At 58.9% G+C, this 23,938-nt stretch carries 17 protein-coding genes, 1 tRNA gene and 1 pseudogene; 3 read left to right on the top strand and 16 right to left on the bottom strand.

What is annotated here, in order from left to right:
• Nucleotides 1-2 precede the first annotated feature (2 nt).
• The 10 genes and pseudogenes from SCL_RS05300 to pcnB form a co-directional block, all read right to left on the bottom strand.
• Nucleotides 3-3,152: a sacsin N-terminal ATP-binding-like domain-containing protein gene (locus SCL_RS05300; protein WP_096360255.1), complete on the bottom strand. Its 3,150-nt coding sequence runs from the start codon at nt 3,150-3,152 to the stop codon at nt 3-5.
• Entirely contained in the window at nt 3,149-6,751 is a 3,603-nt protein-coding gene (locus tag SCL_RS05295) for a DEAD/DEAH box helicase (protein ID WP_096360254.1), read from the bottom strand. Before SCL_RS05295 ends, SCL_RS05300 begins: the two co-directional genes overlap by 4 nt.
• A pseudogene (locus SCL_RS05290) lies at nt 6,748-7,008 on the bottom strand (SAM-dependent DNA methyltransferase); the annotation flags it as partial. The gene SCL_RS05295 and the pseudogene SCL_RS05290, both read right to left, overlap by 4 nt.
• 1,029 nt (nt 7,009-8,037) lie before the next feature.
• Entirely contained in the window at nt 8,038-10,326 is a 2,289-nt protein-coding gene (locus tag SCL_RS05285; RefSeq protein ID WP_172425932.1) for a carbohydrate-binding protein, read from the bottom strand.
• A 283-nt stretch (nt 10,327-10,609) separates the two neighbouring features.
• Nucleotides 10,610-10,990 (bottom strand): aspartate 1-decarboxylase, encoded by a 381-nt coding sequence (gene panD / locus SCL_RS05280; RefSeq protein WP_096360252.1) that lies wholly within the window; start codon nt 10,988-10,990, stop codon nt 10,610-10,612.
• A 58-nt stretch (nt 10,991-11,048) separates the two neighbouring features.
• Nucleotides 11,049-11,903 carry a pantoate--beta-alanine ligase gene (gene panC / locus SCL_RS05275; RefSeq protein WP_096360251.1) on the bottom strand — a complete coding sequence of 285 codons (855 nt, stop codon included), beginning with the start codon at nt 11,901-11,903 and terminating at the stop codon, nt 11,049-11,051.
• Nucleotides 11,900-12,706 (bottom strand): 3-methyl-2-oxobutanoate hydroxymethyltransferase, encoded by an 807-nt coding sequence (panB, locus tag SCL_RS05270; protein WP_197702721.1) that lies wholly within the window; start codon nt 12,704-12,706, stop codon nt 11,900-11,902. Before panB ends, panC begins: the two co-directional genes overlap by 4 nt.
• Nucleotides 12,703-13,368, bottom strand: coding sequence for a deoxynucleoside kinase (locus tag SCL_RS05265; protein WP_231969834.1), 666 nt, complete (start codon nt 13,366-13,368; stop codon nt 12,703-12,705). Before SCL_RS05265 ends, panB begins: the two co-directional genes overlap by 4 nt.
• A gap of 22 nt (nt 13,369-13,390) precedes the next feature.
• Nucleotides 13,391-13,894 carry a 2-amino-4-hydroxy-6-hydroxymethyldihydropteridine diphosphokinase gene (gene folK, locus SCL_RS05260; protein WP_096360250.1) on the bottom strand — a complete coding sequence of 168 codons (504 nt, stop codon included), beginning with the start codon at nt 13,892-13,894 and terminating at the stop codon, nt 13,391-13,393.
• Entirely contained in the window at nt 13,887-15,218 is a 1,332-nt protein-coding gene (pcnB, locus tag SCL_RS05255; RefSeq protein ID WP_269458340.1) for a polynucleotide adenylyltransferase PcnB, read from the bottom strand. Before pcnB ends, folK begins: the two co-directional genes overlap by 8 nt.
• Nucleotides 15,219-15,355: 137 nt before the next feature.
• On the opposite strand from pcnB, the gene SCL_RS05250 reads away from it, so the two are divergent.
• Nucleotides 15,356-15,431: transfer RNA gene (locus SCL_RS05250), tRNA-Glu, on the top strand.
• Between the two features lie 366 nt (nt 15,432-15,797).
• Here SCL_RS05250 and SCL_RS05245 read toward each other — a convergent pair.
• The 3 genes from SCL_RS05245 to queD form a co-directional block, all read right to left on the bottom strand.
• Nucleotides 15,798-16,469, bottom strand: coding sequence for an ankyrin repeat domain-containing protein (locus SCL_RS05245; RefSeq protein WP_096360248.1), 672 nt, complete (start codon nt 16,467-16,469; stop codon nt 15,798-15,800).
• Nucleotides 16,470-16,649: 180 nt separating this feature from the next.
• Nucleotides 16,650-17,339 (bottom strand): alpha/beta hydrolase, encoded by a 690-nt coding sequence (locus SCL_RS05240; RefSeq protein WP_197702720.1) that lies wholly within the window; start codon nt 17,337-17,339, stop codon nt 16,650-16,652.
• Nucleotides 17,340-17,341: 2 nt separating this feature from the next.
• Entirely contained in the window at nt 17,342-17,701 is a 360-nt protein-coding gene (gene queD, locus SCL_RS05235) for a 6-carboxytetrahydropterin synthase QueD (protein ID WP_096360247.1), read from the bottom strand.
• Between the two features lie 231 nt (nt 17,702-17,932).
• On the opposite strand from queD, the gene SCL_RS05230 reads away from it, so the two are divergent.
• Complete coding sequence (locus SCL_RS05230; protein ID WP_096360246.1) at nt 17,933-18,748, top strand: sulfurtransferase; 816 nt, start codon at nt 17,933-17,935, stop codon at nt 18,746-18,748.
• On the opposite strand, the gene SCL_RS05225 is transcribed toward SCL_RS05230, so the two are convergent.
• Nucleotides 18,738-18,950 (bottom strand): hypothetical protein, encoded by a 213-nt coding sequence (locus SCL_RS05225; RefSeq protein WP_148664997.1) that lies wholly within the window; start codon nt 18,948-18,950, stop codon nt 18,738-18,740. The genes SCL_RS05230 and SCL_RS05225 overlap by 11 nt on opposite strands.
• 651 nt (nt 18,951-19,601) lie before the next feature.
• On the opposite strand from SCL_RS05225, the gene SCL_RS05220 reads away from it, so the two are divergent.
• Nucleotides 19,602-21,842, top strand: a complete 2,241-nt coding sequence (locus SCL_RS05220) for a hybrid sensor histidine kinase/response regulator (RefSeq protein ID WP_096360244.1) — start codon at nt 19,602-19,604, stop codon at nt 21,840-21,842.
• Between the two features lie 144 nt (nt 21,843-21,986).
• Here the strand turns inward: SCL_RS05220 and SCL_RS05215 are convergent, their stop codons facing one another.
• Nucleotides 21,987-23,144 (bottom strand): pyridoxal phosphate-dependent aminotransferase, encoded by a 1,158-nt coding sequence (locus SCL_RS05215; protein WP_096360243.1) that lies wholly within the window; start codon nt 23,142-23,144, stop codon nt 21,987-21,989.
• The gene (locus tag SCL_RS05210; RefSeq protein WP_096361848.1) at nt 23,141-23,905 is read right to left on the bottom strand and encodes an HAD family hydrolase; all 765 of its coding nucleotides are present in this window, start codon (nt 23,903-23,905) and stop codon (nt 23,141-23,143) included. Before SCL_RS05210 ends, SCL_RS05215 begins: the two co-directional genes overlap by 4 nt.
• Between the last annotated feature and the right edge of the window lie 33 nt (nt 23,906-23,938).

Raw genomic sequence — 23,938 nt, 5'->3', positions numbered from 1 at the left:
GATCACGCATCTCCGTCGATAGTGTCGCTCGGGGCCAATTCTGCCTCCCGCTGGTCAATCTCGATAACCCTTTTCAAGTCGGCAATGTGGGTCTTGGTGAAGTAAATCATGAAGTGCTTCTGCGCCAGAACGATTTGAAGCTCGTTGCCCGTGAGTTCGACAAAAATGTCCTTCATCCGATCACGTGATCCGTTGGCGTACAGGAACATGGCCGCGTGATTCGGGCACAGCGCCAGATAGTTCTGGTAGTGGCGCTTCTTCAGTTCTGGAAGGAACTCGACCTTCTCGAAGTAATAGTTGCCGTCGTCGAGCGTGAAGGGCATCGGTGTCCTGCACATTTGGCAGAACATCTCACCGTTGGGATTCGTATATTGCTGACGGAGATATTGCTCGGCTTGTTGTTTCGTTTCCGCAACCCCCACGGAGACGGTGCGCGTGCGCACCTCGGTGAGCCGTTCGGGCGCCTCGGTGGCTTGTCCACCCACATGCGCTTCCCGCCGTTCAGGGTTCCGGGGCTCGTGATCAGGAAGTTCAGCGGGCTGCCTGCGTTGCGCATCTGCCAGAATGCGTTCTTGCTCACCTTTAGGAAGCGCAGCGAACTGTTTGGCCCGTTCAAAGGTATCCGCGTCGGTAAACCCCAATCTCTCTGCCGTGACCTGCTTTTCCCTGTACTCCTCTGAGCGATTTTCCACTTCTTCGCCAAAGCGGATTGCCTTCAGCCATTCATAGCCCTTATCGAAGGCGAACCCCCTTGGAAGTAGCTCTCTTGAAGCTTCTGGTGGACGGACAAACCGCCCGTCCGTTTGGGGTATCCATGCGGCGTCTCTCAATATGCAGACCAGTTGTGATGCAGCCTCTCTGACTTGGTTTTGAGAATTATTGCGGAATTTTGCCGTAAGCCAGTCGTCATCCTTTTTATCGCAGGCCGTTTTCCAGACTAAGCGTGACAGTGCTTCGTCGTTCCTCGCCAGCAACTCTTCTGCGCCCTCAATCGTCCAATCTTCATTGATACCGTAACGCGCCGACCATCCTCCCGGCGCGGCCCACACCAATCGATCGACGTCTGGATTCGAATAACATGAAGTCAATTGGATCTCAAGCTTGGCTTGCGCACCGACCGCTTGTGCGAACTTCGCTATTTTTTCAACTGGGATCCCACAGTTCTGATAGCTCTGAGCCAAAGCCGCCTTCTTCGCATTTTCTCCAAGGACATAATAATAGGCGCTCAGTCCGGTATCGAGGTAAGGCGAGTCGAGAAACACATCACCGGGTTTACTCCAGTCGTCACAGGCCCGATGGAAGATATACGCATCAGCGAATAACTCCGCATGAACCGGCTCTTTCTCAACCAATGTGATGAAGCGCTCTAAGTCCCTACGATATACGTCTTCATCCGGCACCTCGGCCTCATAGGTGTATCGCGTCGTTAGAATCACTTCGATCTGCTCAACCTCACCAACTATCCGCACTCCAAGCTCTTCCAGAAACTTTCTGGCTTCATCCTGCTCTGCCTTGCTCTTGCCGGATGAGTACACGCCCTTGGCGACGCGAGGCAGAATTTCATCGGACTCTACTTCGTCACCGGGAAAGTAACACTTGCGCCCGACGCTGTAGGTACCATCATTGAGCCGGACAATGCGAAGCGGCTTAAGTCGTTCAATGGATCGCCTTCTCTTGTAGTCGGGACCCACCAAGAAATCTTCACGAATAAGACTATACATCCGCTGGTGCCACTCTTCTGGCTTGGAAGAGAGCCACGCCATGACCTCGTCGGGGCTTACGTTTTTCGGCGGCAAAAAGCTGTATGGGTTAGTGCCTGTTTTGTTGCATAGCAGCTCCACAAACTGCTGAGTATCCCACTCAGTGATGGCCAGTCCGGACAGAAAACGATCCATGTTGCTATTCTTCTGTGAGGCTCCAATTGCCCACTGAGGCGGATCTTCATTGTAATCAACCAGAAACTCGATGTCCTTTTCCGACAGCAACTCTTTGAGCGACGCTTTGGCTTGCAACAAGGTCTTGGCAGGTGCGTACGACTTCGAGTGCGTGGGCGTCAAGGGTTTGTCGTTCATTTCCACAATGATGGCATCGCGGATGGGCAGATACCGTTCCCGAATATCATCCTGCTGATTGGGCAGGACAGCCAGGAAATCACTGGTCAGGAGCTTCAGATCGCGCACGGTGTGCAATGAGGACGCGGCCAGTCGTTCAAGTTGCTTGAACAGCGGACCGTTGGCCGGGGTTTCCTTGATGCTGGCCCGGCTCAACTCTGGCACAAATGGCGCGTGCAGATGAAAACGCAGGCCAGAGGTTTCTTTTTCCGCTGGGAAGAACACCGCAACTCGTCCCGGGTTGGCAGGGTTGATCTTCAGTTGCTTGTCCAACGGCTTGTTGGCATCAAACGCAGCAATGTTAGGCAAGAAATCGAGTTCATACGCGACAGCAACGTACTGCTTCTGCAGCCCTGTGACTGGATTAGTAAACTGGAGGAAATGGGAGCTTGTGGTCGGCTTTCCGCCGGACTGCTTCAACACTTCGATGTGATGCTCGGAATGTTTGATCCGCAGAACCTCGCCAGCTGGCTGCTGCCCAATCTTCCATCGGATTGACTCCAGATGTGAGAGGAAAAGTAGTGTCGTTTCGACCAGGCCCTCAAGTCCCACTTTGATTTCTTCGTAGGCCGCTGGCGCGGGCTTCTTGGGGTTGTTGAAGGGAAACTGAAAGCAGGTGTTCTTGCCAAGCCCTGAGTTAGGTGTAAGTTCCGTCGGCAAGACCAGTTCCGAGATCTTGAAGGAGAATGTTGGCGAATAAATATGGGGGGTTTCACAGTAAGCAAAGACAGCTTTGAAGCCGACGCCGAAACGGCCAATTTTGTCTTCGTCGCCGGCCTTTGTTCCTTCGCCGATGTCCGTTATGCCCCATACGTCTTTCTCGGTGAAAGGACGGCCATTGTGCTCAAAGCTGACAGAATCTTGGCAAAGCACGAATCTCGCCTGCGTGGCGCCTGCATCTTCGGCGTTCTGGAGAAGTTCGTAGATGAAGTGTGCCCGGTCGGGATACAGGTCCTCAACGATCTTACGAATTCCGCGGTGCTTTTTCAGAACGTGGGCCAGAGGCTCTCTGTCCTTCCTAACCTCGTCGAGAAAGCTCACTTGGCCTCCCCCGACATTATTGCAATCGTCCCAAATACTACCGGCGCGGCCAAAATATCGGCACTGTTCGCCGCCTTGTGAATCTGCTCCAGGCGCCTGGCGAAGTCTGCGTTGGCGCGGACTAGCTCGCTTTCCTTCATTAACCGAATCTTGTCGTTTGTGGCGCGGGCAATCTGGTCCTCGATGGCTTTACAGCGCGCCCCGTGACTCACCGTTAGGCTCTGAATGCGTTGCTCCACCAATTGTTGGTTCTCGGCAATGTGATTCGCTTGCGCCTCAGTCCACTTACCATGATGCCGAACATCGAGTGCATCACACTCGACAGCCTCTGGCAAAGCGGCATTTCCGGTTTCTGTGGCTGATTGCAGAATCTTCAGCAGCGCGGCTTCAACGGCAGGATCGGCCGCCACCGCAACCAGTGCCTCATCAGGTTTGACCCCATGCTTTGTCCAGCGGTACAGGGCGAAGCGATGCTCGCCAGGCGGCAGGTCGGCGTCTTCTACCGACAAACTGACGTAAGTTGGCTCATCCAGCTCAAGGTAATGGGCCGCCTGACGTACCAGCGGATGCACAACGGATAGATGTGCAGCTTTTGGGTTTTCGGCGGCGGTCGTCTGATCGAAGGTGACAGCCATTGTAGGCTGTGCTCCCTTCAGCCACTTTTCCCAGTCGCGTGCAATTAGCTCTATGGAACGTGGCAGGCGCCTGTAGTCATCCAGCAATTTATTTCTCGCATCCTGACTCAGCCGCAGGGTCTTTAGTGGCTTTTCTCCCAAGAGTTGCTCGATGTCACTCCCCAAGCGTAACGAAAGATAGGTCGACACACAGCGGTGCATGGCCGCGGAGGACAGCCAGTAGGTTTCCGCTGCCTCAATCTCTTGCCGCCAGTACTGACCCGGGATGTTCAGGCCAAACAGTTCGGCTTGCTTCGACTCCAGTTCTTGTTCCTCACGGATCTGGCGGATGCCATTATCCGCGAGTTGTGTCAGTCGCCTCTCCCGCTCATCTGGCGTCAGGTTGAAGCTCTCGGCAATGTCATGGAGTTCTTGGGTAATCTCTCCAAGAATCTCTTCACTGCCACCCACCGCGTGCTGAAACACGCCAATGCGCCAGAGACAGCGTTCGTAAATGTCGGCGTCCACGGTTCCCGGAGTCACGAAGTTGACAATGGCAACCGTCTCGCTTTTCTGGCCATAGCGGTCAATACGGCCGATGCGTTGTTCGATCCGCATTGGGTTCCAGGGCAGGTCATAATTGATGAGCAGGTCGCAAAACTGGAAATCCAGGCCCTCGCAGCCGACTTCGGAGGAAAGCAGCACGTCCAGCCCGTCCGCATCTTCCCTGGGCAGCGCGAAGCGGCGACGCAGATTGGTTCGCTCTTCGTCAGGTACATCGCCGTGGATCAGACCATAACGCAAGCCCGTGCGCTGCGTGTGCGCAGCCAGGTAAGCCAATGTATGACGAAACGTGCTAAACACCAGCACCTTGTTGTTGGTCAGCTTGTTCTTGTCGAGGAGGACTTTGGTAAATGCCGCTACCTTGGGGTCATATGGATCGAGATTGCGCGCCTGTTCGAGCAGGGCATTGATGTCCGCCCGAACCTGATCAATGAAGCCCAGATCAATGTCCTCATCACCATCGCTGGCTTCCATCAGCTCCAAACGGTCGAGCTTACCAGTGAGCATGTCTTGCAGGAGTGGCGCCAAGCCATAGAGACAACTTGCCGCTTGCCGACGAATCGTCGTCATCATGAACTTCACGTTCTGTTGGCCGTGGCAAAAGGCCAGAATCCGCGCAACCACGTCGAGCAAACCGTCGTGCAATCGCTTTTGCTCGCCCGTGAATTCCACAGTTACCGTTTCGGGCTTGCGGGTAGTGAACTCGCCAATGTCCCGACGGCGCGTCCGGTTGATCAGTGGACTGAAGGTATAGAGTTCTTCGATGGCGCGCGTGAGCCCCACCCGATCCGTGTCGCCGAGGCCATCCTCCTGCAGCCGGTCGTGGATGCTCTGGAAGGCTGGCGATTCACGAATGAACAAACGACCCCATTCGGTCTGGGCCACCTCATCCAGACAGGTGCGCGCCTCTCGTTGCCAACCCTTTTGTGCCGCGCGGCAATGCTGAATCGCCATATTGATAGAGCGATTCGGTTCAGCCATCTGTTCGAAGCTGGCGTGGTCGATAATCAGATCGGGGCGAAGCACATTAAGCAGCGTGTAAAGATCATCACTCCCCAACTGCACCGGCGTCGCAGTGAGCAGCAACACAGCCTGCGCGTTATCACAGAAGTAGCGCACACCCTGATGCAGGAAAGTTTCGGCATTTCGGATGTGGTGTGCCTCATCCACGATCACAAGATCGAATTTCGGTGGCGGGTCGAGACTCAATAGACCTTCATCCTTCCTTCCGCCTCGTCCGCTGCGTCCAAACAGGAGATCGGAATCGAAGAGCGAGAACGGCAGGATAGCCTTGGCGTACTGTTCAGGCCATTCGCCCTCAAGATTCGTTTCGTGCAGACAATGCCGAAGCAGCGGGCCATCGAGTGCCGTGAAGTGTTCGTCGAAACGCTTCATCTCGACAAGCCACTTGCGCTCCGCAACCAGCGCCTTAGGACAGATAATGAGTACTGAGGAAATGTCCGTCCGTGCTCGCAGTTCCTTGATGATCAATCCGGCCTCAATGGTTTTGCCCACGCCGACCTCGTCAGCGATCAGCAAACGGGGGCGATCGGCACGGATGAGCTTTAGTACCGGACGATACTGGTAAGGCACGAACTGAACCCGCCCGGAACGCAGCGAGAACAGATTGGCGCTCGACGGCGAAAGTATCTGCAGGCTCGTCAATCGCGCGTGCAGCTCATGGGCCGTGAGTATTCTGCGCTCATCCACCGCAACTGCAGGCGCCTGTAACTGCCTCTCATAGTAGGTGGCTTTAGCGTTGTTATGAAACACGCGGTAGCGACATTCGGCCCCACCGGGAAGCACTTCGATCACGGGCATAACCGTAGCCGGATTTGAGCGAAGGGCAACCAAGTCGCCCATCTTGAATAACGATGCTGGAGCCGCCGTGACGCGAGCCTCGGGCTCGTTGGGTTTCGTCTCTGCCGTGCCGAGGACTGCTGCGTTGGAGTCCAACGACATCCCCTGGGAAGAGGGGCCTCCCCTCCCCGCCATCGCAGTAACGGCAGCGGTCTTGGCCGACTCGACGGCATTGATCGAGGCAGGATCACTACCAATCATTGCCAGCAAACGGCCAAGGGTATCGGCATCCCGGTATGCTTCGCTGGCGGGCATCGCCTCCGCCGATAAATGCGCCCATTTGTTGCGCACCGTCTGCAGTTCTTTCACCCATGTCCGGCCTTCACGGGGGACGCGGATGACGTTGGAAAGCTCGTACCAGTTCTGATCCAGAACCCGCAGCAGTGCGGCAAAGTCGAGCTGTTGCAGCGTCGCATAGCCTCGCTCCTGCACCATCCGCTGTTGCTGGAAGCTAAGTCGGCCCACCACAGACTTTTGCCACCAGTCTGGAGACAAAGTGGGCAGCTTGGTGGATAGGAAGCGAGCGAGCTCGACTGTTGCGATGCGGATAAGATCGTTCACCGCATAGTTCCCCCGATGATCTCTCCCAGCAGTCCTTCGGTTTCCTTCTCCAGCGCGAGTATGCCGGCGCGGATCTCTTCGAGCGTGCGTAGTGGCTGTGGCTTGTAGAAGTAGCGGGTGAAGCTGACCTCATAACCAGTCTCGATGCTCTCAGGGTCGTACCAGGCATCCGCAGCATGGGGCAACACCTCGCGCTTTAGGAAGGCCTCCATGCCGCCATCCTCCAGCAGCGGTACTTGTTCAGTGTCATATAAGTCGCGCAGAACATCATCAGCGATGCCCCAGATGAAATTGGCAATCCAGTTGAGTTTAGATTGGTCCATTTAGGCTCTATGACTTCTGTTTTAGTGAAGTGGTTTTTCTAATTCTTGTTTGTATCGTCTTCGTTTTTTAAGTTGCTCGCTGCGGGAGACGTTAACAACGTTTTCACCCTAGCATCCGGTTACTTCCTCTTATAGGATACGGCGCCATTTGCGCCTCCGACCACAAGGTGTCGCCGGATGGGATAGGCTTCGGCAGAAAGTGTCGCTGGTTTTGAATCCGGGTAGGCGATCAGGTCCCCCCTCCTCTACACAGCTTTTCCTGAAATCCTACACTAAGCGGGGGCAGGGCAGCACCCTTGGCCTCTGGTATGATTCCTGGCAGTTTTGGGGCCGCAGCCATCTGGCAAGGTAGTGGGGATCGAAATTCAAGGCCCCGGCCCCGGCCGCGCCCAGCCCTTCATGCCCACGGGCACAGTGCCGCGGAACCTCAGGCAAGGTGGTACGGCGTCCTTAGTCACTAGTAGTACTCGGTCCCAAGCCCCTTCGCTCGGCGAGGCCGTGAGCGCGGTGGCGGTGGCTGGGGCTCTGGGTTACCAGTGACTCAGGAGGAAGGGCAAGGCGGTCGGATGAATCGAATTTGCTGCACGCTCCTATGATGAACTAAGTGCGACAAGACGCCTGTGCCAGATTTGTGCCAGCGCGGAACCGGGCGCGATTGGAAGATGCGGAGATTCAAATAGGGTTCGGGCGCGGGCAAGCGATGCAAGTGGTTGATCGTAAACGCGCCCTACTTCCTAAGGGCCACTCAAAATCTGGTGGTGGCAACACCGTGTCGGTTCGATTCCGACCCTCGGTACCAAAAAACAAAAGGGCTGCCATGTCGCAGCCCTTTTCCTTGCCAGCCCCCCCCCCTGATCCTGTTTCAGCAGAGGGAATAGTCACGGCGGCTCGCCGCGCACCGGCGTGGCCGTCACACGCCACGCGGGTGGGCGCTTAATGTCCGGATATCGGGTTTATTCGATTCTATTGACGCAGAGTAATGGTGAAATAATCGAAATTGAAAGATCCGGTAAATGCCGTGCGGATGATATGCGGACCCTGCGGGAGGTTCACGCCCATGAGTCTGGCGGATTGGTAAATATCCGCATTACCGGTATCCGGAACATCAGCCATCGTGGCGGCCGGCACTCCATCGATCATCAGCTGAATTCGACTGTTTGTGTTATCCGCTGCAACAATGAAGTCAAAGTCATACAAGCCCGATTTCGGAATATAGATGGAGTAGGTCAACCATTCACCAGTCTGAATTTGTCCTACAATGTGATCGTTTGAACACGTCAGGCAGGAATAGATATCTACTCCGTCGTTGCGAAAAATACCGCCCGCGTTGATCATGTCGGAATCGTGGTAGCCGACATCCAATCCAGCCGTGCCATAGGTTTCCGCTTCCAGGCGCAATACTCCCGGACGGATATCCTGATATTCGGCCTCGAGGCCGGCGTTATCCATGATATTCAGAGCCGCTGTTGTCCATCCTCCCAGGGGCACCACGATGGCCGGTTGTCTGACCATGAATGTGCACGCGGCACTGGCATCAACATAGTTGGTCTTCACGGTGTAATCGCCTGGTGACAACAGCGTATGATCCATGAGCCAGTAGGGAGCGGAACTGATCACATTGTCGCCAATAATAAAATGGCGTGTGCCCTCATCCAGATAAATGGCGGCGTAGTCAAATGTCTGTGCCAGCAGATGGTTTCCCCATATGACGGAATTCGGTTGTGCAGAAAGCGTGTAAATCATTCCGCCATCTTGCTGACGCTGCATGGCCTGATGCACCCGGTTATTGATAATCTGGTTGTTCATGGCCACGCTAGGATCCGACTCACCCCAGCCCCACCCGACCGAGATTCCCGTATAAGGCAGTCCGGTAACCTCGTTGTGAGCGACGATCGTGGTGTCCGTATAACCTACAAAAATGCCAGTGCTGTCAAAGTAGTCTTGTCCTGTTGAGGCAATGTAATTGTTCGTGATCCAGTTCCCGCTGGTGACGTTACGGAGGTCTGCAGTATTCGGTTGATCTACATCGCCCATCGTGATCGCGCCCGAGGAAATGTCTTCAAAGATATTTCCCGTGACCTGATTCTGTTTGCTGCCATTTCCGAAAACCAGTGCCGTGGCACCGAGTTGCCTGAATGTATTTCGCCAAAAGACGATACCCTGGGCATAGTCAATCCAGACATCACCCGGGGTCTTGATCTTGGCGCCAGACTCGGTCAAGACAAAGCCTGCCTGCACGCTTGGATATCCTGATGCGTCACTCGGTCCATTCCAGGTCGAGTGCGTGAATGTCAGACCGCTGAACGTTATATTTTGCACCGGATCGTCAGGGGTTCCCTGTATCCGCAACAGCGTCTCCAGCGCCGGTGCGATGACCTCTGCGATCGCCATGTCTTCCCCGGAACGCGGAATGTAGTAGAGATAGTTCTCCGAGCGATCGTGGTACCAATGTCCGCTTTGATTCAGCAACTCGTACGCGTTTTCGATCCAGGTGGGCAATCCCATCGGAATGGCTTGTGGCGCGGCCTGGGAGAGTGACCAGCATGGTTGCTTCATGGTAATTGATGTGCCGCTGATCGAGGCAACGCCGCATCGCTGGTTTTTCCAGCGAACCAGCTCGACAATCTCGATATCCGCCGGATTTCTCCAGCTCGCCATGCTTCCATCCGGGGCCAGATAACCGCTCGCTGTTTTTATAAAGCCCGATGGATGCAAATCGCTTCTTGCGCGCGTGGCCCGTTTTCCGTTTACGTAAAGCTGGCGCGTACGCAAGCCAGCGGGGGCCGGGGCACGATAAATATTCTTGTTGCCGTCAAAAAGCACCCAGCCTGTTATATTGATTCCACCCCCAAGAACAGGAGTTTCCCCGGGATAGGCTTGATAAAAAATCCGATAGCCGTTTTTTCCGGAGTCAAGCGGGGTAAGTGCAAACGTGGTTTCCAGGGTGTAGAGGCCGCCCATGAGCGAGATGACAATGTGCCCCGGCATGCCACTGCTCAATACACGCGCGCGGTCGCGTGCCTGAGTCAGCGAACAAGGCTGGGCGAATGTACACGCACTGCCGCCACCCGTCGGCGAAACGAAAAGCTCCGCGTACGGAGTCGTGGGAACTTCAAGCGTGGGTGGTGCGGGCACAAAGGGGGCGGGTCCGGAAGGCGGCAAATCGCCCGAATCACAGAACACCTGTGGGGCATTATCATTCTGGCATTTGGACAAGCTGCAGCTGGCCGCCAAGAGCAGGATGATCACCATCCCGGCGCTTCGAAGGGCGGGTGGTGGAAAAAATCCCGGCAATCCGTCATTCATCCGCGACAATTAAACACTTTTTATCGATCCCATCAAATTACGACCGCGAGCCATTTTCTCAAGTATAAAAACTTCAGTGGATCAAGCGATAAACGGCGTTGGCGCACTTCGCACAGCCGGTGCCGGCCGGAAACCGGTGCGCGATGTGCCACATCTCCGGAATGCGACGACAGTATCGCCGGCAGAGGCGCAGGACAAGTCCGGAACAAACTCCGGAACGAAAAGCAGTCTACGCGACCTGGACCGGGATGGAATTGCGCGTATGGGTGATGCGGTTGCTCGCGTCCACGTACACCAGACGCGGCTTGAAGGCTGCCAGCTCTTTTTCCTCGAACTCGGCATAGGCGCAGATGATGACGATATCGCCGGGGCTGGCCTTGTGCGAGGCGGCGCCGTTGACCGAGATGATGCCGGAACCTTCCTCGGCACGGATGGCGTAGGTCGAAAAACGCTCACCGTTCCTGAGGTTGTAGACCTCGATGCGCTCGTATTCGCGGATATCGGCGGCATCCAGCAGGCGGCCGTCGATCGCCACCGAGCCTTCGTAATCCGGCTCGGAATGCGTGACCGTCACGCGGTGCAGCTTGGCTCTGAGCATGATGCGGCGCATCGAAAATGCCTCTGAAGGATGTTTGTATATTATCGGGCCTGAATCGCCGGTTTTCAAATCACGATTTCAGGTCGAATTCGACGTTGTCTATCAGGCGTGTACGTCCGAGCCACGCCGCCGCCAGCGCCACCAGCCGGCGATCTTCCGAACCGGGAAGCTGCAAGTCGGATTGCCGGCGTATCTTCACGTAATCGGGCCGGAAGCCGTCCGCCTGCAAATCGATGACGGCATTTTCCTCCGCCGCCGCGAGATGCATGCCTTCCCGCAACACGCGGTCACGCAGACGACATAACGTTTCGTACAGGCGCGGCGCCGTCTTGCGCTCATCGGGGCTGAGATAGCTGTTGCGCGAACTCAGGGCCAGTCCGTCCGGCTCGCGCACCGTGTCCACGCCGATGATCTCGACCGGCAGGCCGAGATCGTCGGTCATGAGCCGGATCAGCAGTAATTGCTGGTAATCTTTTTTGCCGAATACGGCGACGTCGGGCGTCACCAGGTTGAACAGGCGGTTGACCACGGTGGTAACCCCGCGAAAATGCCCGGGACGAAAAGCACCACAAAGGTCGTCGCTCAGGCCCAGCACTTCCACGAAGGTCCGGGTGGTTTTTCCGCGCGGGGTCATCTCCGACTCCGCCGGCTTGAACAGCAGGTCAACGCCAGCGGACAGCAGGACCACCTTGTCATGCGACGGTGTGCGCGGATAGGAATCAAAGTCCTCTCCCTGACCGAATTGCAATGGATTGACGTAGACGCTCGCCACCACCGCTTGCGCACGTTGCCGCGCCTCCTGCATCAGGCGCACGTGACCGGTGTGAAGATTGCCCATGGTAGGGACAAAGGCGATGCGCTTGCGCGCCTCCCGCAGCCGCGCGATCTGCTCCCTCAACCCGGCGACGGTTTCAACCGTGATCATGCGGAATGAAAGCTGTGCTCCGGCCCGGGGAATGTGCCGGACTTGACGGCCTCGATGTAGGATTTGACCGCCGCCTCGACGCTGGCGGCGCCCTGCATGAAATTTTTCGAGAACTTGGGGCTCGGACGCGGGTAAATGCCGAGCATGTCCTGCAGCACCAGCACCTGGCCGTCACAATCGGGGCCGGCGCCGATGCCGATGGTGGGAATTTCCAGATCGGAGGTAATCGTCTTCGCCAGTTCCGACGGCACCGCTTCAAGCACCAGCAGCGAGGCACCGGCTTCCTGCAGAACCCTGGCATCGTGGCGTATCCTTTCCGCGGCCGTGGCCTCACGACCCTGCACGCGGTAACCGCCGAGCTGGTGCACCGATTGCGGCGTCAGCCCCAGGTGCGCGCACACGGGGATGCCGCGCTCGACCAGAAACCGCACAGTTTCGGCCATCGGTTCGCCGCCTTCCAGCTTCACCACCTGCGCCCCGCCCTTCTGCATCAGGCGCCCCGCCGAGGCAAACGCGTGCGCCGGGCTTTGCTGATAGCTCATGAACGGCAAGTCGACGATGATCAGCGCGCGCTTCGTTCCGCGCGCCACGCAGCGGGCGTGATATACCATGTCGGCGACGCTGACCGGGAGCGTGGAGTCATGGCCCTGCATGACCATGCCGAGGGAATCCCCGACCATGATCATGTCGATGCCTGCGGTATCGAGCAGACTGGCGAAACTGTAGTCGTAGGCGGTCAGGCAGGTGATCTTCTCGCCGCGGCGCTTCATCTCCCTGGTCGTGGCGAGCGTGACCGGCTTCACAGGTTGGCCACGAGGGGATTGAAGAAGTGGCGGCCGCTGCGGATCTTGCGGATGTGCGAGAGCAGCGTCTGGAAATCCGCTTCGCGGTCGACGATGTTGATCCGCTCCGCGTTGACCACCAGCAGGGGCGCAGCCGTATAGTGGTGAAAGAACTGGGTATAGGCGTCCACCAGGGTTTGCAGGTAATCGCGGTCGATGAGACGTTCGTACTCCACACCGCGCCGGCGCACGCGCTCGTGCAGGACATCCACCGGCGCCTGCAGATAGATCACCAGATCCGGCACCGGCAGGCTCAGGCTCATCTGGGCATATACCTGTTCGTACAGCCGCAACTCGTCATCGTCGAGGTTGGCGCGCGCAAACAGCTTGTCCTTGTCGAGCAGGAAATCCGAAACATAGCCGCTGCTGAACATGTCGCTCTGCTTGATCTGTTCCAGCTGGCGCGCGCGCTGGAACAGGAAAAACAGCTGGGTCGGCAGGGCAAACGACTTGCGCGACTGGTAAAACCGCTCGAGGAAAGGGTTCTCTTCCGGATGCTCGAGTATGGGCCTGGCGCCGAAGACCTCCGCCAGCCGCACGGCGAGACTGGTCTTGCCCACGCCGATCGGTCCTTCGACGACGACATAACCGGGATTGCTTGCATTCATGGTTGCGGCGTTCATTTGCGGTTTCTAAATCGTTTCTTCAATCTCTCAAACGCTCTACCCGCTGCCCGGCGCAGGCGGGCAGCAGTTCACGCAATGCGCCGCGCCCCGGAATAACCAGGTCCGGCTCGATTTCCTGCAAAGGATACAGGACGAAGGCGCGTTCGTGGAGTCTCGGGTGCGGCACGGTCAATTCCGCGGTATGAATCGCCCGATCGCCGTACAGCAACAGATCGAGATCCAGCGTGCGCGGACCGCCCTTGTCTCCCTTCCGCACGCGCCCGTGCACGTGTTCGATTTCAAGCAGGTTCCGCATGAGCGTGGACGGGGCTTGTCCGGTGCGCACGCGACACACGGCGTTGATGAAGTCCGGTTGCTCGAGGCGGCCCACCGGGGCCGTGCGGTAAAATGACGAGCACACCTCGACATGGGTTTGCTCCAGCCGGGCCAGCGATGACACCCCGGCCCGCAACTGCGCGACCGGATCGGCCAGATTGCTCCCCAGACCGATATAGGCACACACCGTGGTTTCCGGCTTACTCATGCCTCGGCGACTGCCCGGACGATGGCCGGCGCCGGCGACGCCGGCGACGCTTGCCTCCGCCACTGCCGGGCGCGGCGAATTCCGCCACCATGATACGGCGTTCCTCCTCGCCCACGCTCTGGAAACGCGTCCACCAGTCGGCCAGGCCCTGATCGGCCTCGCCGGTTTCGGCGCGCAACAGCAGAAAATCATAGGCCGCGCGAAAGCGCTTGCTCTCCAGCAGACGGAATGCCTGCTGGCCGGCACGGCGATCGAGGCGACCCTGCATGCTCCAGATTTCACGCATCGGCACGCTGAAACGCTTCGGAATGGTGATGTGCCGCAGCTGCTCGTGCAGCACGTCCTCCGCGGCGCGGAACATGGCGTCATGGCTGTTCATGCCGCGCACGATATATTCTCCCATCTGTTCCCGCACCGGCTCCCACAGCATGGCGGCGAACAGAAACGCCGGCGTTACCGGCTTGTCCTCGTTCACGCGCGCATCCGTATTCGCCAGTGCGCGTGGCACCAGCGTCACGGGAAATCCGTCCTCTTCGTGTTCGAGGCTTTTCTCCGTCAGCGGGAACAAATACTGGAACAGGCCGTAGTGACGCAGCAATTCGTAGGTTTCGAGCGCGTAGCCGCCATGAAACAGTTTCAGGACTTCCTCGAACATCCGCGCCGCCGGCACGGACGCCAGCAAGGGCGCGAGATCGCGGATGGGCGCGGCGGTCCTGTCCTCGAGATTGAAGCCCAGCTTGGCGGCGAAACGCACCGCGCGCAGCATGCGTACCGGATCTTCCCGGTAGCGTGTCTCGGGATCGCCGATCACGCGCAGGATGCCAGCCTTGAGATCGGCGACACCCCCGACATAATCGATGACACTGAAGTCATGAACGTCGTAATACAGGGCATTGACGGTGAAATCGCGCCGGACGGCGTCTTCTTCCTGGGAGCCGAAAACATTGTGATCCGGCGCCTCTGCCGGAGAATCGTTTTCGACATCCTCCCCCTCCGCTTCTTCTTCCGTCGAAACGGGTTCCTCGGAAATATCGCGGGGAATGGCGCGGAAGGTGGCGACCTCGATGATGTCCCAGCCGAAACGCACGTGCACCAGGCGAAACCGCCGGCCAATCACGCGTGCGTTGTGGAACAGCTTGCGGATCTGCTCGGGCCGCGCGTCGGTGACGACGTCGAAATCCTTGGGCTCACGACCCAGCATGAGATCACGCACGCATCCTCCCACCAGCAGGCTGGCGTAGCCGGCTTCTTTCAGGCGGTGCAGGACCTTGAGTGCGTTTTCGCTGATTTGGGCGCGCGTGATGATGTGTTGCGCGCGCGGAATGATGACCGGTTCGTTAATCTTTATTTACCTGGGTCGTTTGAAAGCCAATGGCCGGAATGCCGCATTTTCTGTTGGTGCTTTATCGGCCGGCACGTATAATAACACCGCTTTCGGCGCCCCGCGCGCCGGTTCCCAACGCTCCCATCGTCTAGTGGCCTAGGACGCTGGCCTCTCACGCCGGTAACAGGGGTTCGAATCCCCTTGGGAGCGCCAAATCACAAAGGGGCCATGAGCTGTATTCATGGCCCCTTTGTGATTTGAGCTTCGAATGTCGATTCGAACCCGGAGGGTTCGACCAGCGCGCGCCGGGAGCGCGCGCGGAACGCCGCCGCGAAGCGGCGGCGGCCCCGAAGGGGCGAGGTACAGGGACGTACCGAGTAATCCCCTTGGGAGCGCCATTCATGCCGTCCTTGGCGTTACTCCGCGACTTCGTTCGACCCCAGCCTGCGCATCCCTGCGCAGGCGCTCACCGGCACGAAAACACGTTAAGTGTTTTCGTGACTACTCCGGCTCGCCCCCTTGGGAACGCCAAATAACAAAAGGCCCCAATGGGGGCCCTTTTCATTCGATGTTCAGGTTTTATTGCGCCTTCGCTGTCACCGTCGCGCCGCCCATACTCCCCTTTTTCAGCAGCTCCACGATACGCGTGTAGCCTCCGCGCTCGGCGATTTTTTCCGCGGTGTCGCCGCGCCCGTCCTTGGAGGTCACGTCCGCGCCGTTGTCGAGCAGCATCTGCACGATATCGCTGTAGCCTTTGTAGGCCGCCGCCATCAACGGGGTCTTGCCGCTGACGGTGCGCACGTTCACGTTCACACCCTGGTTCAGCAGCGACTGCACCACAGCGATGCGCCCCTTGAGGATGGCGGTGAACAGCGCCGCGGCGCCGTGTGCGGTCTTGGATCGGCCGCTTTTCTCGAGCCCGGTCGGCAGCTTGAGCAGGCGGTTGCTGAGCGAGATCACGATCATGGCCACCAATCCCAGCAGGCTGATCTGCGGGTCGATGCCGAACTCCTGGGCGATGTTCTCCGGCACGTTGGCGCCGGCGGCGAGAGCCACGATAACCAGAATCAGAGTGAACTTCAGATAGCGGACCAGAGCAACGGCAACGACGGCGATCAGGCCGCCGAGCAGATAACGACGGTCGAAATTGATCCAGGCGGTCCACTCCTCGGGAAGGTTGGCACCGATACTCAGCAACACGACGATGGCGACGAGACCCCAATCCCGCGGCGATTCTTTTAATATGACCACAATACCTCTCCTCTGTTTCCTGTCAGGCAGTTACCGCCACCAGCGTCCCCTGTCGCGGCACTTAAGCTTTAAGTCTAGATGCATTTTCCGGCCTGTGAAGCCTGGCCGGCCACCGTCAGCCGGATGCGAAATAGACGCAAAACTCCGTGCATTTCCGGCAAAAGCGGCGGGTGAACCGGTTTATCCGCCCTGCCCTGCGAGAACACGGGCCAGCCAGGCGACAATATCCCGGATTTCGTCCGGCGCCAGGGTGTGCCCCATCTTATAAGTATGTCGCTCCAGCCTGAGACCGCGCGCCTCCATGCGTCGATGCGTCTGCTGCACCAGATCAAGCGGAACCACCCGATCATCCGTGCCATGCGCGATGAAAACCGGCACCGTGGCATTGGCCGGATGGATTTCGGCCATCAGGTTCTCGGCATAAGGGATCGGCGCGGACAACACCATGATTCCCGCGAGTGTTCCGGGGTAACGCAGGCCGGCGTGCAAGACAATGGCCCCGCCCTGGGAAAATCCCGCCAACACGATGCGCTTACAGGCGATGCCGCGCCGGGTTTCCCTGTCGATCAGGGTTTCCAGGATTTTTCCGGATTCGCGGATGTGGTCGGCATTCTGTTCAAGTCCGCGCTCGGACATGGCAATGTCGTACCAGGCGCGCATGACATAGCCATTATTGATGGTCACCGGCCGGTACGGCGCATGCGGAAATACGAAACGCAACGCAGGCGTCGCCGGCAATCGCAACTCCGGAATGATCGGTTCGAAATCGTGGCCGTCCGCGCCCAACCCGTGCAACCAGATGATGCTGGCCGCCGGATTCGCACCGGTTTCAACTTCAACAGCAGGCTCCTCGCGCGGCTGGATATCCACCTTCAGTCTTCCCCGCGATAGGCACAACCGGCCGTGCAGGTTTCCCGCACGATAACCTCCGAAAGCGCCGGCAACGCGGGCTTGAGCCGACGCCAGATCCAGCGGGCCAGGTGTTCGCTGGTGGGATTCTGCAGGCCTTCGATCTCGTTCAGATAATGATGGTCGAGCTGTTCATAGATCGGCTGGAAAGCGCGCGACAGATCGGCGAAGTCCATGATCCAGCCGGACTTTTCCTCCACCGGACCGGCGACGCGAATCTCGATCCGGAACGAATGGCCGTGCAGACGCCGGCACTTGTGAGCTTCCGGCACGTTCGGCAGGAGGTGCGCCGCCTCGATGGTAAAGATCTTGAATATTTCCACGGGAATAACCGGACAGAAAATAGGAATGAAAGAGTTTAACGGCTTTCGCGCGCGCCGGAAACCACGACCCAATGAGAAATAGTGCAGAGAGGCGCCGCTTACGGAGCCAAGGACACAATCGGCCGTCTGCGGTGCCGAGGGACGCAAACCCGGCGCCGCGCTCGCGGGGCTGAAGCCGGGGCGCTAAAATGACCCGGCATCTCAAGCCGCAAAATCCTTCCCGGAGGAACCATGGCCCATACCCCGCTCCCGCTGATCGTGGAACCGGCGGAGCTGGAAACGCATCTTGGCATGGAAAATCTCCTGATCGCGGATCTGTGCCGCCCGGAAATTTACGCCCAGGCCCACCTCCCCGGTGCGGTGCATCTCGATTACGCGCAAATCGTCGCCGCGCAACCACCCTCCCTGGGCCTGCTGCCGAACGCCGCGCGCCTGAGCGACACGCTCGGTTCCATCGGCATGCGACCGGAAAGTCACGTGGTAGCCTACGACGACGAGGGTGGCGGGCGCGCCGCGCGCCTGCTCTGGACGCTGGATGTCATCGGTCACGCCCGTTATTCACTGCTGAATGGCGGTCTGCATGCCTGGCTCAATGAAAGGCGCCGGGTCAGCGCCGAACCCGTCAAACCCGCGCGCAGCGATTACCCGGTCAGACTCGGCAATGAAGCGGTGGCGGACAAGAATTACGTCATGAACCGGCTGCATGATCCCGATGTGGTCATCGTGGATACACGCACCCCGGCGGAGTATCGCGGCGAAACCCGGCGCGCCGAACGCACCGGCCATATTCCCGGCGCGGTCAATTTCGACTGGATGAATGCCATCGACCAGGCGCACAGCCTGCGACTGAAACCGGCGGATGAATTGATACGGGTTTTAACCGGCTTGGGCGTGACGCCGGACAAGGAGATCATCACCTATTGCCAGACACATCACCGCTCGGCGCATACTTATATGGTACTGAAGCGCCTGGGATACCCGCGGGTACGCGGCTATCCGGGCTCGTGGTCGGAGTGGGGTAACAGTCCCGAGACGCCTATCGAATGAAGGGCCAGCAGGCGTCGCGACGATAATCCTGTCGTTGAGGGATGGATGGCGTCAGCCGGCGCGCGGCGCGGTCGTGCAAGAGCACCGCATAGATATCCCCGTCGTAAACCATCGCGGCCGTCTCCTGCCACCCGGCTTCATTCGTCCCGGTGTGCGTCAGCCACGCCACCCGAGACTTGATGTTGCGCAACCACTTTTTCATTATTGTCCTCCCCTCCGCCCCGGTGGTTCGGGCGTTGCTGCCATACAATCGCAATTCCTGTGCCACTCGTAATGCGTTTTGAAATGTATTCGCGAACCACCTGAATTAATAATTGTTTTTCCAGCATGATCCAGGGTCAACTGTTTTTGCATGCTGGACGAACGGTCGTTTTGTAAGAATCCGTTTACACTTTTCTGCTGGTAATAAAATCCTGCGTGCCGGAATTTCCTTACCGCCGTTCCCGGAGGAAAAATCTTGCCACAATCAATCAAGCAGTTAGTCTGAAAATCCGGAATGGATACCGGATGATCGCCGGAGCAGACGTGATGTAAAAATTCCCGACAAGGCGGTTACCGATTACAGGTGTTCACGCATGGTAAATAACATGTTGATCCCGGTGGCGCATCAAGAGCGCATGGCTTTATGGAAGCAAGGGTCCGGGCATGGGCCTGAAGGCGTGGAACCGCACAACATGCCCCGGCATCTGGAAAACCTCATCCGGCTCTGAACCGGATTCAGCCGGTTCCCGCGGCACCCACGATCCGGGCTGCCGCGGCGGGTATCCCCATACCCGGCGCCGGGAAATTCCCGCCGCTAAACCCAACTACACTTAGGCCAAAGCCCCGGCGCGCGGGGCGGCATCGAATTCGCATGGATCAGTTGCAACAACGCCGGGAAGACCTCCTGCTGCTGCGGGAGAAGGCCTCGAAATACGCCCTGTATGGCGTGTATATCGCCAGTGTCAGCGTCATCATCGCGACCCTGCTGGTCAGCTATTTCATGGTCGATGCCATTACCCTCGACGGCATCATTCTCGCCCAGACCTCCAATATCGCGCTGTGGACCGTGGATGCCATGCCCTTCCTGTTCGCTGCCTGGGGGCAGTACGCGTCGCACCGCATGGCGCACGAGGCCGACAATCTCGTGCAAAGCAAAACCCAGTCGCTGCGCGAGGCGCTGACCAAGGCCGATTTCACCAGCAAGGCCAAAAGCGATTTCTTCGCCAAGATGAGTCACGAGCTGCGCACCCCGATCAACAGCATCATCGGAATGAGCGACCTGGTGCTGGAGACGAACCTGACCCGTGAGCAGCGGCGTCACGTCGATATCATCAAATCCTCGGCCAGCGGCTTGCTCACCCTGATCAACGACCTGCTGGATTTTTCCAAAATCGAGGCCGGCAAGCTGGAACTGGAGGATATCGAATTCGATCTGCGTGATTGCGTCGAAAAATCCGTTACCTTGCTCGCACAACAGGCGCACGCCAAGGGGCTCGTGCTCACCAACCTGATCCAGAGCGACGTGCCCGGCCGGCTGCGCGGAGACCCCGGACGTCTGCGGCAGATCATCATCAACCTGCTCGGCAACGCCATCAAATTCACCCATTCCGGCGAGGTTGTCCTGAGCGTCAAGAAACTCCACGATGATTCCGCGGACCGCGTGCGTCTGCACGTGGAAGTCGCCGATACCGGTATCGGCATTTCGGCCAAAGAGCAGGCCAGGCTGTTTCAGCCCTACAATCAGGGCGGCGCGGCAACGACGCGTCGCTATGGCGGCACCGGGCTCGGGCTCACGATCAGCAAGGAGCTGGCGGAAGCCATGAGTGGACAGATCGGAGTGAAAAGCCAGGAAGGCAGGGGCAGCGTGTTCTGGTTTACCGCCGAGTTCCGCAAACCGGCAGCGGCAGTCATTGTGCCTGCACCCGCCCGGGTCGATCTGAAGGGACTGCGTGTGCTGGTGGCCGACGGCAACATTCCGGCACGCATCGCCCTGGTCGACCAGCTGAAGGCCCTGGGCATGGAGGTGCAGTCCATCGGCAACGGCGCGGCGGCATTGCAAATGATTCGTGCCGCCGCGGGTTCGGCTTTCCGCTTCGACCTGGTGCTGGTGGACATGTTTCTGCCCAACCTGAGCGGCGAGGAACTGGGGCGCGAAGTCATGTCGCACCCGGATACACGCGATACCGTTCTGGTCATCCTCACATCCGCGGGCGTCCGCGGCGACGCCCAACGGTTGAATCAGATCGGTTTCGCCGGCTATTTCGGCAAGCCGATACCGCCCGAAAACCTGCATGAAGCGCTGCGGGCCGTCATGGCGACCCGGGGCATGGATGAGCAGGAACGCCAGCGCGCCGGCCTGGTCACCAAGTACACGCTCTCGGGCATGCGCCGGAATCCCGCACGCCTGCTGCTCGTGGAGGACAGCGAGGTCAATCGGGAAATCTTGCTGAAAATGCTGTCCAAATTGGGCTACTCGGCCGACATCGCGGAAAACGGCCGGGCGGCGGTCCAGGCGGCGACACACGAAGATTACGGCCTGATTCTCATGGATCTGCATCTTCCCGACATCAGCGGGACCGAAGCGATTGAAGCCATTCGCACCTTGACCAGCGCGCGCGGCAAAACGCCGATCGTCGTGCTCACGGCAGGCGCATCAGACGAGGAAACAGCGCGTTGCCGCACGCTGGCGGTCACTGACTTTCTGACCAAACCGGTCGACAGCAACGTGCTCGCCGATGCACTCAAGCGCTATCAGATAACGCCAACGTCCGCGACGGCGGATGCGCCGCTCCCCGAATCATTGGCTGCCGCGTCACCCGGAACGAAAAAACCCGTGCCGGACGCGAAGTTGGTGGAAATCTTTATCAGCGAAGCCACGCAGCGGCTGGAGTCATTGCGCGACGCGCTGGCGTTCGACGATGCCCGGCGCGCCGCGCGCGAGGCACACACACTCAAAAGCTCAAGCACCTATTTTCAGGCCGGAGACATGCGCGACGCGGCGGCACAGCTGGAGGAAATGGCGGACAAAGGCAATCTCGACCAGGCGCAGCCGGTGCTGAAAAAACTCGAGGAAGCTTACGCCCGCCTGCGCGACAGCCTGATAAAAAAGTAAACCGTCAAGACGCCAAGGGTGAGGCGGAGTTTTCGCGAATGTTCAGTGAACATTCGCGCCGCCGAACGGGTGCAACGGGTTTGGTTGCACCCTGGGCCGCAACATAGAAAAACTTGGCGTTCTTGGCGTCTTGGCGGTTCAAAATCATATTTCTTTAAGATACTTCCGCAGGCGCGCCACACCCTCGCGCAGATTGTCGAGCGTGTTGGCGTAGGAAAAACGCACATGCTGCGCCGCCCGGTGACTGCCGAAATCGAGGCCCGGGGTAATGGCCACTCCGGCCTGCTCCAGCAACCGCAGGGCAAAGGCCTGACTGTCGTCGGCAAAGCGCGAACAATCCGCATACAGATAGAAAGCGCCTTGCGGCACCAGCGGGATTTCAAACCCCAGTTCGCGCAAGGCCGGCAGCAGAAAATCGCGCCTTTCCCGGAAAATCTCCCGGCGATTCTGCAATTCCTGCCGTACTCCGGCATCGAATGCGGCCAGCGCGGCGTATTGCGCCGGCGTGCTGGCGGCGAGAAAAATATTCTGGGCCAGCTTGTCGATGGCCGGGATATAAGATGCCGGCGCCACCAGCCATCCCAGGCGCCAGCCGGTCATGCCGTAGTACTTGGAAAAACTGTTCACCACGAACAGGTTCGGCGAGTGCGCCAGGGCTGTCACCGCCTCTTCCCCGTAAACCAGGCCGTGATAAATCTCGTCCACGATCAATATGCCGTCGCGCTCTTCCACAACGTGGACGATCCGCTCCATCTCATCCGGGGGCACGAGGGTGCCCGTGGGATTGGAGGGCGAGGCCAGCAGCACTGCTACCGTGCGGTCAGCCCAATGCTCGCGGACCAGATCGGCATTCAGCTGATATCCGGTCGAGGCATCCACCGGAATGGCCCGCGGTTCGCCCTCGAACAGGCTGACGAAATGGCGGTTGCAGGGATAACCCGGATCGGCCATGAGCACTTGATCGCCGGGATTGATCAGCGCGGCGAATATCAGTTGCAAGGCGCCGGAAGCGCCGGGGGTGACCGCCACCCGGCCGGCATCCGGCCGCACATGCGCCGGATAACTCGCGGCGATGGCGGCGCGCAATTCCGGCAGGCCCAGGGCCGGGGTGTAATGCGTGCGACCGGCCTGGAGCGCCGCGATGCCGGCCTGAACGATGGCCGGCGCCGTGGGGAAATCCGGCTCGCCGATTTCCATGTGGATGATGGAGCGGCCCTGCGCCTCCATGGCGCGCGCCCGCGCCAGGATGTCCATGACGTGGAATGGTTCGATCTTCGACAAACGCGTGGCGCGCGGCGTCATGCCACGGACAGCAACTGTCTGATCAACGCGAGATCGAGAACCCGTGCGCCATTGACCGGCGGGCCGGACAATACTTCAAATGCCCGATCCGGCTCGCCCAGATGATTCAGCACGATCGCCGCGCCGCGGAAATCGTGCGTACGGGTGTAGTCGTTCACGGTGATGACGGTTCTCAGGCCCGCATCGCGCGCGGCGCGCAGGCCGTTCTCCGAATCCTCGAAGGCCAGGCATTGTGCGGGCGCGAGGCCGAGACGCTCAAGGACATAATGATAGATATCGGGCGCCGGCTTCTTCGCCGGCACCACGTCACCCGCGCCGATTACCTCGAACCAGGATTCGGCATCGGGCGCGATAGCGTGCTGTAGCAGGGCACTGACATTGTCCGGCGTGGTGGTCGTGGCGATCGCCAAGCGGATTCCCGCGCGGCGCGCCTCCTCGAGCAGACGTCGCACACCGGTTCGCAGCGGGATGCCGCCGCGCCCCAGCAACTCGGTGTAATGACGCGTCTTGGCGGCATGCAGGCGCGCGATCAGCGCGTCGAAATCGGCGGGTTTCCGATAATCCGGGCGGTAATGCTCGACATAATGGCGCATGCGCTCCTTGCCGCCGGTCACCGCCAGCAGTTCGCCGTACAAGCCGACGTCCCACTCCCAGTCCAGGCCGGCCTCGGCGAATGCCCGGTTGAAGGCCAGCCGGTGCCCGTCGCGCTCAGTGTCGGCCAGGGTCCCGTCAACATCAAAAATAAGCGCCTGGGGTGTCATGTAATTGTCCATAAAATCCGGTCAAATATGCCA

Source organism: Sulfuricaulis limicola (assembly GCF_002355735.1).
In the GTDB taxonomy this organism is placed as follows: Bacteria; Pseudomonadota; Gammaproteobacteria; order Acidiferrobacterales; family Sulfurifustaceae; genus Sulfuricaulis; species Sulfuricaulis limicola.
Note: the sequence above shows the minus strand (reverse complement) of the source record. Positions and strands in the feature narration are given on the sequence as shown.

Bases quoted from the DNA above. Each gene is read 5' to 3' on its own strand.
- folK (WP_096360250.1), bottom strand. From the start codon at position 13,894: ATGAGTAAGCCGGAAACCACGGTGTGTGCCTATATCGGTCTGGGGAGC.
- panD (WP_096360252.1), bottom strand. From the start codon at position 10,990: ATGCGCCGCATCATGCTCAGAGCCAAGCTGCACCGCGTGACGGTCACG.
- SCL_RS05220 (WP_096360244.1), top strand. From the start codon at position 19,602: ATGGATCAGTTGCAACAACGCCGGGAAGACCTCCTGCTGCTGCGGGAG.
- SCL_RS05210 (WP_096361848.1), bottom strand. From the start codon at position 23,905: ATGACACCCCAGGCGCTTATTTTTGATGTTGACGGGACCCTGGCCGAC.
- SCL_RS05285 (WP_172425932.1), bottom strand. From the start codon at position 10,326: ATGGTGATCATCCTGCTCTTGGCGGCCAGCTGCAGCTTGTCCAAATGC.
- SCL_RS05230 (WP_096360246.1), top strand. From the start codon at position 17,933: ATGGCCCATACCCCGCTCCCGCTGATCGTGGAACCGGCGGAGCTGGAA.
- SCL_RS05225 (WP_148664997.1), bottom strand. From the start codon at position 18,950: ATGAAAAAGTGGTTGCGCAACATCAAGTCTCGGGTGGCGTGGCTGACG.
- SCL_RS05265 (WP_231969834.1), bottom strand. From the start codon at position 13,368: ATGAACGCCGCAACCATGAATGCAAGCAATCCCGGTTATGTCGTCGTC.
- panC (WP_096360251.1), bottom strand. From the start codon at position 11,903: ATGATCACGGTTGAAACCGTCGCCGGGTTGAGGGAGCAGATCGCGCGG.
- SCL_RS05215 (WP_096360243.1), bottom strand. From the start codon at position 23,144: ATGACGCCGCGCGCCACGCGTTTGTCGAAGATCGAACCATTCCACGTC.